The organism is Pseudomonas sp. F9001, from assembly GCF_013385435.1.
In the GTDB taxonomy this organism is placed as follows: domain Bacteria; phylum Pseudomonadota; class Gammaproteobacteria; order Pseudomonadales; family Pseudomonadaceae; genus Aquipseudomonas.
On sequence record NZ_JACAPX010000012.1, the window covers coordinates 159,133 to 174,447 of the forward strand.

Below are 15,315 nucleotides of genomic sequence, written 5' to 3' on the forward strand. Positions count from 1 at the left end.
CGCTGGTTCGTCGATTGAAGAGGAGCGGGCGTGAGTATCGGCCCTGAGGCCGCGAATCACGAATTATTCGGAATTGGGGCTCAGTAATAACTTCTCTGGGGGACATGATGACCAAGGTGCATTTGAACGATGAATCAAATGAGCGAGAGCCTGCGATGACGTCAGGCATGCAAGACGACGAGGCCGGAAGTCCTCATCCGTTGCCCGGGACGATTGCAGGTAACATTGGCGACCCAATCAGGTTCGAGCAGGTTGAGGATATCATCGGGTTCAGTGCTTCCGCTGCGATGAAAGGGGAGGACGTCAAAGTCATCACGTGCTGGGGAATCACCTCAGACGAGCCAGGTTTCCACCGTTTGGCCGAGTCGGTCGGTAGCATGATCCGAGCATGGTCCGAGCGTGTGCAGATGGCCATCGACGTCAGCAGTTACAAAATTGTCTTGCTAGTGATCCGGCCCGACAGGATTGCTGATCTTTGGTTGGATACAGCAGCCATGTCCATGAAGTGCATTGTCACGCGCAACGTTGAGGCCGGGACAGCTGTTTTCCTAAGCGACATCGGTGACATGATGGCGATGCAGTTTCCCTGCGTAGAGTTCGGTAAGCAGGACAAGGTGCTTTGTTTGATGCGCGAGGCTTGGGGATTCGCCTTGGCGTTCGACATGAATCCGTCAGGTCAGTTGGACATGGATGCCTTCGAACGCGAGTTGGGCAGGCTGTACAGGCAGCTCAAGTACAGACACTTGTATGAGATCGTCGCTAATAGTGAAAGCCTGGATCGGTTGATTGCCCAAGGCTGGTTTCCTTTTGTGGAAATCCTGCATAAGGAATTCAGCGGGATTCTGGGACTTCACGAGGGCGGTCTCGACCTCACTGACCTTGAGACTGAGATTGTCGCCAGCTTTGACCTGAAACGCCTTGACCACATGCTGTCTCGTTGGTTTGCGAAGCCCCACTTCGCCGCTAAAGAGGCGCTGCTCCGAGAAGGTGTAGAGGCGTTCGCTCTGGGCAGGCCCATCACCGCCATCAAGATCCTAGTCACCGAAATTGAAGGAATCTTGAATGTCGCTTACCGTGCACATACTGGAAGGGCAGGGAAGACCAAGACGCTGCTGGCATTCGCCATCGAGAGCGCGGAAAAGCGTACCGGTGGCCCAGGCACCTTGTTCCTAACCGCTGAATTCAACCGTTATCTTCTGAATTACATGTTCGCCAGCTACGATCCTGAAAATCTCACAGAAGGTGCTGTTTCCAGGCATCTCGTAGGGCACGGAGATGCTAGCAGCGCGAGCTACACGATGGTCAAGGCGCTTCAGGTGATCCTGACGCTAGACCAGTTGGCCTTCTATACCTGATGCGATTGGGCCTTGAGGTGGTGGCTACAAGACCCAATGCAAGCTCGTCGCCGCTCTGAGTTCCAGGCGGCAGCACATGCAGGCAACAGCTTGCGGTGGGATGGAGTGAGCGGTTCATTTATGCAGTGTCTTTTGCTGACCAGCGATTGTTTCTACGCCCGACTCGGAAATATTCGTTTCTTTAAGTGGGACTTCACCTACCGAAAGCGCGCGCTCGATGAGTAACTCGCTGCCCTTGTCTTTCAATAAGACCTGCAGCCGCTGGAATTGTAACCGTCCGGCCAAGGCACCTACCGAACTCCAGCATTAAGGGCGATGGTGTCCGCGTATTTTTAAGCGGACACCATCGCCCTTATCGCTAGGACTTTCATGCGCCAACGAAGCTCTTACCCCAAACCATTCAAAGCCCAGGTCGTCCAGGAATGTCTGCAACCCGGAGCGACGATTTCCAGCGTGGCCATCCATCACGGCATCAACGCTAACGTGATCCGCAAGTGGCTACCTGCTTACCGGGATCAATCGCCTGCAACCTTGCCGGCTTTTGTTCCAGTAAAAGCGGTACCAAGGCGAGCAACAGAAGAGATGGTCACCATCTCGCTGCCTCTGGGTGATAAATCCATCACCGTAAAGTGGCCAGCCTCGGATCCGGACGGCTGCGCGTGTTTTATTCGTGGCCTGGCCCAATGATTCGTGTCGATGCCATCTGGCTCGCCACCGAGCCCATGGACATGCGCGCCGGCACTGAGACCGCGTTGGCCAGAGTGGTCGCGGTGTTCGGTGCGGCGAAGCCGCACTGCGCTTACCTCTTTGCCAACCGCCGGGCGAACCGGATGAAAGTCCTGGTGCACGACGGCGTCGGTATCTGGCTGGCGGCGCGGCGCTTGAACCAAGGTAAGTTTCATTGGCCAGGCATCCATCGGGGGACGGAGGTCGAACTCGACCCCGAACAACTTCAGGCACTGGTACTTGGATTGCCCTGGCAACGAGTCGGTGCGGGCGGCGCAATCACATTGCTTTAAACGCTCCTTTCAGCTGTAGCACTCGGGCTGCTTTGGTAAAATCCACGGCATGACTTCCTTGCCCGATCTCGACCAAATGACTCCTGAACAACTGCGCGCACTGGCTGCGCAGTTGATGTCCAAGATCGACACCCAGGACAGAAAGATTCATCGTGATGAGACGATCATCGAGCAACTCACTCACGAAATCGCCATTCTCAAACGCCACAAGTTCGCCAAGCGCAGCGAGCAGATCAGCCCGGCGCAAGGCAGCTTGCTCGATGACCTGCTCAATACCGACCTAGAAGCCATCGAGGCGGAGTTAAAAGCACTTCATCCTGCACCTGCGCAGACAGAACCACGCCAGCAACCCAAGCGTGCACCGTTACCGCCGCAGTTCCCGCGTACCGTGATCCATCACGAGCCAGACAACACCCAATGCACCTGCGGCTGCCAGCTTCAGCGCATCGGCGAAGATGTCAGTGAGAAGCTGGACTACACGCCGGGCGTGTTCACCGTCGAACAGCACGTTCGTGGGAAATGGGCCTGCCGCCAATGCGAAACGCTGATCCAGGCGCCGGTGCCGCCGCAGGTAATCGACAAGGGTATCCCCACGGCGGGCCTGCTGGCCAACGTGATGGTGGCCAAGTTCGCCGACCACCTGCCGCTGTATCGACAGGAAAAGATCTTCGGTCGTGCCGGTCTAGCCATCCCGCGTTCGACACTGGCGCAGTGGGTGGGCCAAACTGGCGTGCAGCTTCAGCCGCTGGTCGATGCGCTGCGCGAAGTGGTGCTGGCCCAGCGTGTGGTTCACGCCGATGAAACGCCGGTAAAAATGCTGGCGCCCGGCGAGAAGAAAACCCACCGCGCCTATGTGTGGGCCTACAGCACGGCGCCGTTTTCGGCACTCAAAGCCGTGGTCTACGACTTCAGCCCCAGCCGTGCCGGCGAACATGCGCGTAACTTCCTGGGCACCTGGAACGGCAAGCTGGTTTGTGACGACTTCGCCGGCTACAAGGCCAGCTTCGAGCTGGGCATCACCGAAATCGGCTGCATGGCCCATGCGCGCCGCAAGTTCTTCGACGTGCATATCGCCAATAAAAGCCAGTTGGCGGAACAGGCTCTTCACTCGATTGGCGGACTGTACGAAGTCGAGCGAAACGCCAAGGAAATGAGCGACGAAGATCGCTGGCGATTACGCCAGGAAACAGCGGTGCCCATCGCCGAAAAACTGCATGAGTGGATGCTGGCCCAACGCGAACTTGTGCCCGAGGGTTCGGCTACGGCCAAGGCTCTGGATTACAGTCTCAAACGCTGGATAGCGCTGACGCGCTACCTGGAAGATGGTGCTGTGCCCATCGACAACAATCAAATCGAGAACCTAATCCGGCCGTGGGCTCTTGGCCGCTCGAATTGGTTGTTCGCAGGCTCGCTACGCAGTGGCAAACGTGCCGCAGCGATCATGAGTTTGATCCAGTCTGCGCGGCTCAATGGGCATGATCCATATGCATACCTGAAGGATGTACTTACACGCCTGCCGACGCAACGGGCGAGTGAGGTTGATCAGTTGTTGCCACATTGGTGGACGCCTACCTAAGCACGTAAGTGGATTTAGGTAGGCGCTATTCCGCTAGCTATAGGATCCGAGACGGATCAGATCCAATCTAGCGTCCAGCGGATTCAGCTTTGGCAGAATCTTATCCGATTACCGAAAGGGTCATAAACCTCCAGAACCTGCCCCCATCCCTGCTGGACAATATCCGGACGACCGTATCCGTACCGTTTGCCAAGTAGCTCATCACGAAGCATTTCGATATTTTGCATCGGAACAAATATCGTCGACCCTGGACTGGCATCACCATGATGTTCGGACAAGTGGAGCTGTAACCCGTTTCGATTGATCCCTAAATACAGCGGTAGATCCGCTTCGAATCGGTGCTCAAACTCGACGCTGAAGCCCAGAAAATCAATATAAAACTCGCGGGCCTTGGTTTCGTCAAATATTCGCAATATGGGAATTGCTTTGTCGAATGTTACAGCGGGTTGAGGATTTTCATCCGGAAGCATCGCTGATGCTACGTTCCAGTCCTTATAGCCCAGTTGCTGTGCCACCAGTTCGAGTGCAACGGAGTGCGACACTTCCTGATTGCGCTTCTCCAACGAAGCACGCAGGCTCTTGGCCATCTGTTTGGCTTTCTGGATTGAAGACATTATTTCTCCTGGAGTCGAAGCATTTTGGTGCTCGCCTTGCCAAACCTCGACCATCAAGAGAGATACGATGTGGTTTGTAAAAATATGCTTTCACCTTTCCTTTACGGAGCGAGCGGCTGGCAGCATCGGCCAGCCCTGATAATACACAACCACTAATAAAGGCGAAAGTTTGTGCCAGCAGGCCGCGTAAAATCACGCAAGGTGGGTTAACCGGGCGCATACCTGGAATTCGCCGCACCAGATGGTTTCAATGTCGCGATCCCGCGCCTTGTCGCGATCACTGCTGAGGGCTATGGCGCGAACCTGCAGACGGCCATTATCGGCTTTGCCACCCACTTCCACTCCGTAGCCGGGGGGAGCGGCCTTGCGCAGCACGACCTTGCCGGTTTCTGCCCAGGCAGTCGCCATGCCTTCGCGCACTTCGTAGCCGAGGCTGGCCAAGCCGCTGAGCACGGCTTCGCGGCGGGCGAGGGCGGCCTGGTCCTGTAAGTGGGAAGCGATAAGCGTTTTACACTGCTCGATCAGTCCGGTCATTGCCGAGAGTTCGGTGTCGGTTGTGCAGGCGCCAATATGTTCAAGTAAGGTCGCGTGTTCGATGCCCGTGTAGGTTTCGATTTCGCTGGCCAGGTCCTGCAATTGTTCGAGACATTCGCGCTGTCTCTGGAAGTTTCGGGTGGCCGCGGCGAGGTCGAGTACCAGGCTGTCGAGCAGCAGGTTGCGCCGCTTGGCATCGGTTTCCGTTTCAGCTCTTTCCAGTGCCAGGAGGAACGGCGCGGCACGCTCAGCGCCTTGCAGCAGTTGCAGCTCCGCGATGTGGCGGTCAATACGTAGCATCCGTACGTCGCGCGTTGCATCCGGTTCCCGGGCCGCAATCCATTCGCGCAGGGAAACCTCGGGTTCGTCGACTTTGAGTTGCTGCGCCAGGGCGCGTTGGGTATCGCTCAGGGTTGGCTTCTCGCTTGCCTTGCTCAAGTGGACGAAACCCTCGGCCAGTAGACGTTCGGCATCTTCCCGACTGGCACCGCTGGCCAATTGTGAAAGGGATTCCAGTAAGGCCTGACCGGCGCGCCCGCGGAATGACTGATAGGCGGCCAGGAAGGGCAGTGCCTCATGCAGACGATCAAGGCTCAGTTGATTGCTCAGGTTGTGTTCGACGGCGTGCTGCAGTTGTCGCACCAACTCATCCCCCAGCCAGTCGCTGAGAGTCTTGAGTTGTTCGAGGCTGGATTGGCGTACGCCATGGCGCATGAGCGAAGCATCCAGATCGCTGAGCAGCGCCTCGAGGTGCTGTTTGTCACCAGCGAGGGCCGCCTCGTCGGCCTGCCGGGCGCGAGGCGATTGCGCCAAGGCCAGCGCCAGTGCCTGGATTTCCAGCAGGTGGCGGATGTCGCTCTTCACGAAGCTGATCAATTCCAGGCAGGCCTGCTTACTCACAGCTTCCAGTTCCAACGCCTGGTGCAGGGTACTCAGCTCGGCGCGCAATGGTCGCCACTGGCTTTCAAGGTGGATGGCTGCCTGTAGGGTTGGTAGTGCTTCAATAACACGGCTTTCCCCCTGGCCCTGAAGGAAGTTGCGCAGTCGCTTGCGCCGCAGTAGATGCAGCGGATTGATGTTCGCCAAATTGGGCATCACCCGTAAGCAGTTGATCGACACTGAGAAGGATCAGTACCCGGCGACGCGCAAATGGGCCGAAGCGATCCATCGCCAATGCCCGGATGCGCAAGGCTTGTATTGGGTATCCAGGCAAGACGATTCTGCACGAGCTGTGGTTCTTTTTGGTGACCGTATTCCCGGAGGTTCGCTTCGTCCACAAGGTGTTTCGCGCAGCCTGGTAGACGATCCTATTGTCTACGACGCGGTGCTCGATCTGGCAGATCGGATTGGTGTCGCGGTCATTGCAGGGAAAAACTGAACGAATGGTCGAACAGTGTCCTGTGATTCGTTTCTCTGAGATCGAAGCGGCCGTGCCTACGGCCCCTGGTCTTTATGAGATCGTCACTGATCAGGGCGAGCTTCTGAAGGTGGGCATCAGCGTTAATCTTCGTAAAAGGCTTATACAGCACCGACAGTCGAGGCAGTCTCGCTTGAAGCTCAAGGATGGAGGTAAATGGCGTAACCCCTCTGGCGTTGTAAGCAAGCAGTCAATCCTCGCCAAGCATCTCTTCTTCTCGGGGCAGGTCCCAGGTTATGACTTGCAGACCGAGGCTGGCCGGCAATGCTATTTAGAAGAGAAGTGTCATATTCTCATAACGCCCATCACGACCCGGGACGAGGCACGGGCTATCGAAAGGGTGAAAAAAAAAGCGGGGCCTATCGATTCGAAGGCAACGTCAGGCTTTCATGCTGAGGCGCTCTAGTACAAACGTACATGGATAAAATGGAAACGACCCACGCGGTCACTAACAATATGGAATGTTCACATACGGCTTCCATACGACGTGAATTCAGAAATTAAGGAGGCCAGTTGGATCAACAGGATGAGAGCGAGGTTCGGGACCGAAACAAACAGAACCGAGTAAAAAAAATCTACGAAAACGTCGTGATAGGAAATTTCCTATACGGTCTTGGATTCGCGGTGCGGTCATGTTTGGACGCCAATACCTTGCTTCCGAGCGTGGTCAACTTGCTACAGCAGACTCCCGCGGACAGGGAGCTGGCAGACGTACTGTTAAGCTTTCCAGGTGTAGTGCGACTGATCGAGTTCAAGATGAAGGGCGCCAAGCTTTCAAAGGAACGGATAAGGCATCGATTACTCATGGCAGCTTTATCAGGTGAGAATCGCGCTTTGGTCGAAACATCGAGAAGTCTGCATTGGTACGTCGAGGTTGACACCAGCGACACCAAAACTCCTTTGATATCCCGGGTCGTCCCATACCTTGACGCGTTCGATACCGAGTGTTTGAGATTGACTGCGGGAAGTCTTGAACGATTGGTAGAGCAAACTGCGTTGGAGGCCACCCGCGAACTCGACCCGGTATCGCGACAGCATTCGGAAATATATCTGCGGTTTCTACGCAATATACAAGACGGCGATCCGGTAGACGCAGGTGGCGTGCTCTTGGTCATGGGCGCAGGTGGTGCAATGCATTTTGCTCAGCTGCGGGACATCTGTGACTTGAGCATGCCGCATCGGGAATGGTTGGAACTAGAAATGCGGGGGGCGGAGTTCGAGCGATCTATTCCTTCGCTGGAGCGAAGCAAAGAATATCCCCGAAAGCGCCGCGATGGCCCTGAACATACTATGTGATGGGAATGGAGCTATGTGATGGGAATGGAGGAAGACTTGAACGAAAATGATCAAAGCCTGCGAGCGATGGCCGTTGCCGCCAAGGGCATAATGGGCGCTGCAGAGAATGACAGAAAGGCTGCCGAGCAAGCGATTACGCGTTTAGCGGATTTGGAGAGGCGAGTCGAGCAAAGTCTGCAGCAGGTACCAACGGCGCTGAGAGCTTCCACTGCGCAGATTGCTGAGTCAGTTGCATCACAAGCGGCCAAGCTACTAGTCAGCAAGTTTGAAGAGGCTGACGTCGCAGCGCTTAATGCTGCACGAAAATACCAGGCGGCCAGTGACAGTCTTAGGCGTCGATTCTGGCTCACCATCGTAGCGATTCATCTTGGCGTGGTCTTGCCTCTAGCGCTGTTGTTTTTTTTCGCAGTGCCCAGCACAGATGAAATTGCTAAGAGGAAGCAAGAGATGGCGACGCTTGAGCACAACATCGCAGAGTTGAAGCGACTGGGTGGAGGCGTGGAAATTGAAGAGTGCGACGGGAGCCCTTGCGTGCGAACACGCGAGATCCCAGGAGAAAAACCCTATCACGACAAGGCCACTGAAAAAAAAACCTATCGACTCGTCTGGACGAAGTGATGTCAGTTTTCCAGCTGACGTCCAATGTGATGATGTGGACTATATCTCGTGCAGTGGATCTAAGAGGTCAGCCTGCTTGTGAGTTCAAATCAAACCATTGCCTGCCTGACTTCCAGATCCGGGTCGCTGACTAGGGCCAACTGCACGTTTTTGTCACTCGGAATGGCCAGAGGCCAAACAGTTTGTTCGCCAGTTCATTGAGGACTTTGCTGTTACTGTCCGTGGCCAGATTCCACTGGGTTTCACGCTTGGCGAATAGTGTTCTCGAAGTGCATCAGCAGCGTCATCTTTTCTGTAACAGTCTCAAGGACTTTCTGTTCGTTGAAGGCTTTCAGGTCCCACTCGAAACCGATGATGGATTTACCTTCGTTCCAAGGTTGTCGACTCATGCCAGTGAACAGTTGACGCCCCTGTTTCATGAGGTACTCGTCTGCGTCGATCAGGTAGACCCGTATGAAAGGTTTCAGCTTGGATTGGCTGCAGTCCAGGTAGAGGACTACATCTGACCAGCTCTCCCAGTCATTGCAGGCGTATCGCAGAGCTGGACCGTTACTCCAAGTGTGCCGTCTCGTATAAGGCACGTAGCCGGGAATCTCTGCTTGGAGTCGAGCGAGAATTTTTCTGTTGAATGCTTCAATTGCTTTATCGCGCAACTTGTTGAGCGCGTTGATTTGAGGCAGGTGTTCGAAGATGAACTCAATGCTGTCGACACTCATTGCTTGCTCCACGGTGATGTTTTCCAGGTGCAACAAGAACTCCGCTGCCAGCACCTGCCATTTGTCCAGTGCCTGGAGTTGCGGGTGATGGGACATTTCTTCGCGCAGCGCCTTGATGAATGCTGCGTAACTCAAACCGATCCACGTACTGTCTGGGCTTTGCCCTGAAGGGGACAGCACGGCAAAAAACGCGCGACTTGAACCTTTGTTGGCTAGTCCTGCGGCATGGAGTTCGTAATCGGCGAATGGGTTGATCTGGCCATGGAGTATCTTGTTCTCCACTACCAGTACCCAGTCGCTCCCTTGAAGGAGCAGGTCGGTGGTCGGATTTTCGTAGTAGCCTCTCCCGCCGAGGGCAAAGATGCTGGGCTCGTAGGCAGGTTGTTGATGGTGTTGAGCTTTTGCCAACAAGGCCAGAGCCTGTTCCATGTTCAAGATATCACTCCGATGGGTCGCCATTTATGCGAGCAGTAAATAGCTACCCTTGAGTAATCAAGACCATATGACCCCGTACTCATCCCAGGCATCTCGTACCAGCGATGCCCATTCTTCTTCATCAAATAAACGCGAAGAACTGCGGTATACATCGGCGAACTCCCCTCCTACTGTAAGTAACGCGTGCCAGCGCAGATGCTCCAAAAAGCTGCGCTGGCGGAAAGCTGATCGGTAGCGAGAGGAGGGCGTCTCGTCCTCTAGTTGAGGTTTATCCAGGTCGAGATTCGGCATTGCTGCCCCCCATTCAATCATCTTCGCTCCAATTCGTGTGGCAACTACCTCGGGCTTCAAGGCAAAAGCCTTGGCCAGCCTTGGCAAGTAGACGGGTTCGTCTTCTTGCGCTTCGGCCAGTACCGCTTCTGGTCCTTGCAGACTTTCCCATGGTAAAGGTTTGGATACAGCGGCTGTGCCAGGTGAGTTAGGCTCATGAGTCGCACCGGCTTCCAATGCAAGTTGGCGCAGAAGGGGGTGGCACGTTTGCGGGTCGAGCATGCTGTGGAGAATGACGCGCAGGGGCGGTGCCTTCGTCGATTGCAAGCCGCTCAGAAGTCCCAGGGCAAGCGACAGTTTTGCATCAAGAAAGCGGAACTCTCCTTGTGCAGCCCTCAGCGTCGGTACATCGCGGCTATTTCGACGTGCGACAAGCTGTTCCAGTAGAGCCAAGCGCTCGTGTCTGGCAAGAAATACTATCGCATCGGTGGCAGCCGCTCGGTGGCGTAGGTTTTGATCACCCAGTCTCAACCAGAGCAGGTCCACGATACAGTCATTGACATTGCCTGCACGTGTGAGCCAGTCCTGATGACGGCCGACGTCATCCCGTTCTGCCAGTAGCGCAACCGGGCTATCGAGCACTTGCTTTACAACGTCTGACAGGTTCGGGGCATCAAGTTCCTGAGAGAGCGTTGCCCCAAGCGCAAGCCATGCGGCAGGCGCCACATCGACCCTCCGTTGGCAGGCAGTCGCAACGATGTTACAGGCTACTTCACAGGCAGAGGTTGGCCCCAGCGCCGCCAGCTTGCCGAGCAGGTTGTCCAGCGCGTAAGGCTCACCCACCAAAGCCGACAGATTTTCTGAAATCAGTGCGCCCGCCAACGTGGTGCGCAGGGTCTTCAAGGAGGGGGTCTTATGCCATTCATCCAGGCAATCCTGGATTGCGACAAGCAGCACATCCAGCTCGCCCGAGGGGGAACGGATTTGGCTCAATGCCTGTACATGAGCAAACCGCTGGGCGTATTGAACGTTGGCACGCAAGTCTTTGAACAGTGACTGAGGGCGTAAAGCGTTTGTTTCCACCAGATACATCCAGCTCGCTTGAATCGATGAGCTGTCGCAAGGATCAGTAGCGCCAGCCAACTCCGTAACCAACGTGTAGGGGTCCTCGGGATCGGGCCAGGTTGAACCAGAATTCGTTGCATGGATTTCGGATGAAGCAGGCCCGATCAATGTGGCTTGCTGCGCATGATACAAGGCCTCGAGCCGCGCTGGGAACGCCCCAGCATCTTCGGGACGCTTCTTTACTGCCGCGTGCAGACCCCACAGCAGCAGCGTCGGCAGTTTTTCGCTGCGCTCCCATTCGCGCTCTACACGCTGGGTCAGTTCTTCTACGACCTCGATGAATGTCAGGTCTGCGCGGGAAACCAAAGCATCAATTATACCTATATCGCAGCTGTCACGTTGTTCAAGCCGGTCCAGTTGAAAGCTATTCCAATGCTCCGGGGTTTCAAGCACCAACAATGCCAAGGCTTGCACAGCGTCAATGGCCTGTTGATGCAGCAAGTTGACCAGCACCGGTGCCAATGAATGTGAAAGGCTCGCGTGGTTATCGTTATCCCAACGGCTGATCAGCGTTAATGCTCGATAACCGAACGTGGCTGTAGCAGCCTTGCCGAAAATCAGCCAAGGGAAATCAACGCCATAGTGGCCAGCACGACCGGTTTCGCAAAGACTCGCAAAACGGCTGGCTTGCGAAACGTTGAGTGCGGATGAGTCGGCGTGCTGGCAGATCGAAAACACGCTGTGCAGGAAGAGTGTATCGGTAAAACCGACGTCGTCGATCAACTTCAGCCCTTCGTTGTACAGGCTGTAGGATACCTCTGGTGATACAGGCAATATTGCCCGTGCAAGACTGGCATAGGCATCTCGCCGCAAACCAAGTTCGCGTATTTGCAGGAACCGTGGGGCAGCGTTGTCCGCCATCTCTCCAGCCAGGTTATGCAGAGCGGGCTGATTGGCGAAGTGTTCGACATAGTCAATCGGTTCAAATGCATGGCGTGCGCGGCAGTCCAAGGCTTGGGAAAATGCTGCAGCATTACCCGCCGAGAACCCTTGACTTGAGCGTAACAGGCGAAAGGTAAGGCGTCGGGCCAATTGTTCCAGGTCACTGGGAGATGGCAGTGTGGGTTCGAAATCAATCTGCTCGTCGCGAATGGTTGTGCACAGGCCAATCAAGTCAGCTACAGCGGCATCAATTACTTCAGCTGTGCTGCTCAGTATGGAGGCACACAGTGCAGTTACACTCATCAACGGTGCAATACGCGCCCGAAGCGTTTTCAGCATTCTCTCTCTGTGCTGCGCCTCCTCCTCCTCCTCCTCCTCCTCCTCGTTGGTGCTGCTCTGTTTATTCAAGTGGGCAGTAATATTCTCGATGCAGGGATCCTGCATGTGTTGTGCAATGTCGTTGAGTGGAGTGGGCAAGATGTCCATCAACGTAGGTTGGCGCGCGCAGAGCAGCGCACCCAGCATCCTGTCGATCAGCCAGTCCGATAGATCCTGCCCATGTGACCCGTGTTCGAAGGCAATCACTTCAAGCGGCGTTATATTGCAGGCAGTGCGCAATATACGGCAGGTATCCAGCTGGCCTGACCGGTAGGCGCGAATGGCGGCATCCAATAGCGGGTTGTCGCCAAACGTTCTTAGCTGGGTACTTTTTGGTGTGGCCGTTATGGCACTGGCCAACTGCTCAAGCAAACCGGCTTCATCCTCTCGTGACAGGTTGTAGAGGGTATGGAGCACGCCAGCGAGCAGGCCCAGGGATAACGTTCCAGAATCGCGTAACGCCGTGACCATTTCAGTGATAATGCCGCGATCAGGTAGCGTTCGCGCCAGAGACAGCACCTTGACGGTGATTTGAAATGAATCGCTGGTTGAATGAAGCAAGGTCGAATTGAATAACGCACTGAAGTCCCGCTGGAGCAACAGATAAAACGACACTGCTACATGGGCAAAGTGAGTGTCGGAAGCGGATCCTCGACTTTTCTCAAGTTTATGCAGCCACTCTCTGGTGTATTTGAAGTGCTGTGCGGCATCGTCTGGCGCCCCAGACAGAAGGTAAGCAATGGTCAGCCGAGCATGACGCAGAGCAGGGTCCCCGTTACGGTAGCGGTACAACTGAAGCAGTATGTCGCTGTCACTCTGTATGGCCGAGAGGTCAGGATAAGTCGCAATGTACCGGCTTCCTTTTTGCGCGGCGTGGTGGAGGGTGCCGGCTTCCACGATCAAGCGCGCAATGATGCCGGCGTCGACGTGGCCAATTGCCAACCACAGGGCAGCCTGAACACGCTCAATCTTGATCCTGCGGCCTCCGGTAGTGTCCAGCAGGTCGCGTGGGGCACTGTCGTTCAATGCCAGTTCCACAGCTCCCATGATGTCTTTCAAGACCACCAGCAAGTGAGGCAGCGCAATACCGGCATAATGCGATTCCCCTTGTAATTTTCTCAGGCGATCAGCGAGCTCGGCCAATACTCCCGACTTTGATGCATAGCATTTGCGAACCCAGGTTTCGGTCGGTTCATCTCGGAAGATCACCCCGAATGGAGTCACCTCCAATAAGGGGCTCAGAGACGCAAATAAACTGTGAACCTCTTCGGAGGTGACGTTGTAAGCCACGGCATAGTCGGCCACTGGCACAGGAACGGGCAGAACGGCCAGCCCAGCCAGGAACTGATCCAGATAGTTCTCAGCGTGGTTATCCTTCGACGCTTGCAGGATATGATCCTTGATCAGTTGTTCCACAGTGATGGGGGTCGGTTGCCGGTAAGCGTCCCCCAACCTGTGCCAGTGCTGTGCAAGATAAGCCAATACCCGGGGAGTTCCACCCGATTGGGCAAATGCGATGCTTGCATCATTGGGCTGTGATTTGGGCAGGGCTTCTTCAAGGTACTGAGCGGTTTCCAGCCGAGTGAAGGGCAGCAGTGCGACCTCTTCTACATCCAGTTGCTTACCGAGCAAGCGACGCCGCTCGGTCCTGCATGTCAGGACCAAGCGCATCTTGAGAAGCAAACCTTCTGATTTGGCAAGTCTGAGTAGTTCGGTTGGGAAGGCAACTTCACCCAGATCAGAGGCTTGTTGGGCTGAGTTATCGACACTGTCGAGAATCAGCACAAGCAAGGCGCCGGGAGCAATTTCCTGCAGCGTTGTGCTGGCGTCTTTCAGCCGCTTGATGGCTGCGCGGAGTATCTTGGCATCGTCTTCCTGGCCTGGCAGCAACGGATCGCACAGTCCTTCCAGAGCCAACAGATTGACTATGTGCAGCAATCCACGATCAAGCCTGTGGCGTTGATCCAGGCGGTCTCGGTAGGCACCCCCGCCGAAACAGTCGAAAAGCACGACTTTGAATTCGTCAGGTGCCGACTCTCGCAGTTGCTGCATCAGCACGGTTTTTCCCATGCCGCCGGTACCATGCACAAGCAGAGGACGGTCGAGAGTTTTCAGGCGAGTGATGAGTTCGAATGCCTGCAATCGTGTCAGCTTCGCTCTGACGGGTGGGAACGCTTCAGGCGTAGGCAATAAATCCTTTACTTCTTCAAGCTGCAGCACGTCCAAAACGTCTACGAGCTGAATCACATTGTTATTCTGACCAGCGCCTTCAGCTTTGGCGCGAATCATTGCTCTCAAGTTGCCCAGCCGTGCTGATGTATGCAGCCCGCTGCCTGCGGACCAAAGGTTTATGCGTTTCGACACAATGTTTTCAAGGCCCTGGAGAGTGGGCTCTTTTCCAACGAACTCCAGACGGCTGGCAAACACACCGTAATCGGCCGGGTTCAACTGCAGAACCCTCTTGATCTGGTCAAGTTGCGAAGAAACTTGACTGTCAGTCGGTTGCACAGCGGTTTTCAGCGCTTCGACTGCATCCAGGAAGTGCTGACCGAAAGGACGATTGCTCACGACGCGGTAGGTGCGTTTCAAGATGCTGTGGGTGCCGCGATACAGTTTGAGCAACTCGATTTCAGACTGAGAGAATTTCCTGATCGTCTTGATCATGTCCGACGCAACCAAGGGCACGTTCGCCTTGGCGATCGAATACTTCAGCTGCAGAATGGCTTGCGCGTCACAATGGGCGAAGTCGGGGCTGGCGCCGTAGTAGAGGGCAAGGTCTGCAATTTCTGCAGTTGCATCGTCACTGTTGACCTGGTCGGCCGGTGAAAGTCCCTCGACGGCAATGCCGATCAATTTGTCCTTCGGTGCTAACAGTTTGAGTGCCCAGCGTGCTGTCCATGCTTCGTGAAAATGGTGCCCTTCGCGGGAGGCGCGCACTGTGTCGATCAATTGGATATCCATTTCAATTGTGGTTGCCGGGCGGGAACAGCACCTCGACGACTGAAGAATTGTGAATGCCTACTGTGGAATTGGCCGTAAAGGCAGTTATCAACTGCGCCAGTTTGCTCTGGGAAGATAGT

At 55.3% G+C, this 15,315-nt stretch carries 12 protein-coding genes; 8 read left to right on the forward strand and 4 right to left on the reverse strand.

Annotation, left to right across the window (positions count from 1 at the left end; all coding sequences use genetic code 11):
- The first annotated feature begins 107 nt into the window (after window positions 1-107).
- From HX818_RS31045 to HX818_RS12270, 4 genes are all read left to right on the forward strand, one after another.
- Complete coding sequence (locus tag HX818_RS31045; RefSeq protein ID WP_218173898.1) at window positions 108-1,355, forward strand: hypothetical protein; 1,248 nt, start codon at window positions 108-110, stop codon at window positions 1,353-1,355.
- A gap of 369 nt (window positions 1,356-1,724) precedes the next feature.
- Window positions 1,725-2,042: a transposase gene (locus HX818_RS12260; protein ID WP_098950582.1), complete on the forward strand. Its 318-nt coding sequence runs from the start codon at window positions 1,725-1,727 to the stop codon at window positions 2,040-2,042.
- Window positions 2,039-2,374: an IS66 family insertion sequence element accessory protein TnpB gene (gene tnpB / locus HX818_RS31225; protein ID WP_177009613.1), complete on the forward strand. Its 336-nt coding sequence runs from the start codon at window positions 2,039-2,041 to the stop codon at window positions 2,372-2,374. Before HX818_RS12260 ends, tnpB begins: the two co-directional genes overlap by 4 nt.
- A 49-nt stretch (window positions 2,375-2,423) precedes the next feature.
- Entirely contained in the window at window positions 2,424-3,950 is a 1,527-nt protein-coding gene (locus HX818_RS12270) for an IS66 family transposase (RefSeq protein ID WP_177020188.1), read from the forward strand.
- Window positions 3,951-4,033: 83 nt separating this feature from the next.
- Here HX818_RS12270 and HX818_RS12275 read toward each other — a convergent pair whose 3' ends face one another.
- A complete protein-coding gene (locus HX818_RS12275; RefSeq protein ID WP_145187290.1) occupies window positions 4,034-4,564 on the reverse strand; it encodes a glyoxalase superfamily protein in 531 nt (176 codons plus the stop codon).
- A gap of 192 nt (window positions 4,565-4,756) precedes the next feature.
- Window positions 4,757-6,184 (reverse strand): hypothetical protein, encoded by a 1,428-nt coding sequence (locus HX818_RS31230; RefSeq protein WP_256346352.1) that lies wholly within the window; start codon window positions 6,182-6,184, stop codon window positions 4,757-4,759.
- On the opposite strand from HX818_RS31230, the gene HX818_RS12290 reads away from it, so the two are divergent.
- The 4 genes from HX818_RS12290 to HX818_RS12305 all read left to right on the forward strand — a co-directional run bounded on the left by HX818_RS12290 (window position 6,174) and on the right by HX818_RS12305 (window position 8,429).
- Window positions 6,174-6,476, forward strand: coding sequence for an RES family NAD+ phosphorylase (locus HX818_RS12290; RefSeq protein WP_256346351.1), 303 nt, complete (start codon window positions 6,174-6,176; stop codon window positions 6,474-6,476). The genes HX818_RS31230 and HX818_RS12290 overlap by 11 nt on opposite strands.
- A gap of 4 nt (window positions 6,477-6,480) precedes the next feature.
- Complete coding sequence (locus tag HX818_RS12295; protein ID WP_177020189.1) at window positions 6,481-6,921, forward strand: hypothetical protein; 441 nt, start codon at window positions 6,481-6,483, stop codon at window positions 6,919-6,921.
- Window positions 6,922-7,028: 107 nt separating this feature from the next.
- Window positions 7,029-7,811 (forward strand): hypothetical protein, encoded by a 783-nt coding sequence (locus HX818_RS12300; protein WP_177020190.1) that lies wholly within the window; start codon window positions 7,029-7,031, stop codon window positions 7,809-7,811.
- 36 nt (window positions 7,812-7,847) lie between these two features.
- Entirely contained in the window at window positions 7,848-8,429 is a 582-nt protein-coding gene (locus tag HX818_RS12305) for a hypothetical protein (RefSeq protein ID WP_177020191.1), read from the forward strand.
- Between the two features lie 242 nt (window positions 8,430-8,671).
- On the opposite strand, the gene HX818_RS12310 is transcribed toward HX818_RS12305, so the two are convergent.
- Both HX818_RS12310 and HX818_RS12315 read right to left on the reverse strand, forming a co-directional pair.
- Window positions 8,672-9,574 (reverse strand): PD-(D/E)XK nuclease family protein, encoded by a 903-nt coding sequence (locus HX818_RS12310; RefSeq protein WP_256346356.1) that lies wholly within the window; start codon window positions 9,572-9,574, stop codon window positions 8,672-8,674.
- Between the two features lie 63 nt (window positions 9,575-9,637).
- A complete protein-coding gene (locus tag HX818_RS12315; RefSeq protein ID WP_177020193.1) occupies window positions 9,638-15,184 on the reverse strand; it encodes an NACHT domain-containing protein in 5,547 nt (1,848 codons plus the stop codon).
- Between the last annotated feature and the right edge of the window lie 131 nt (window positions 15,185-15,315).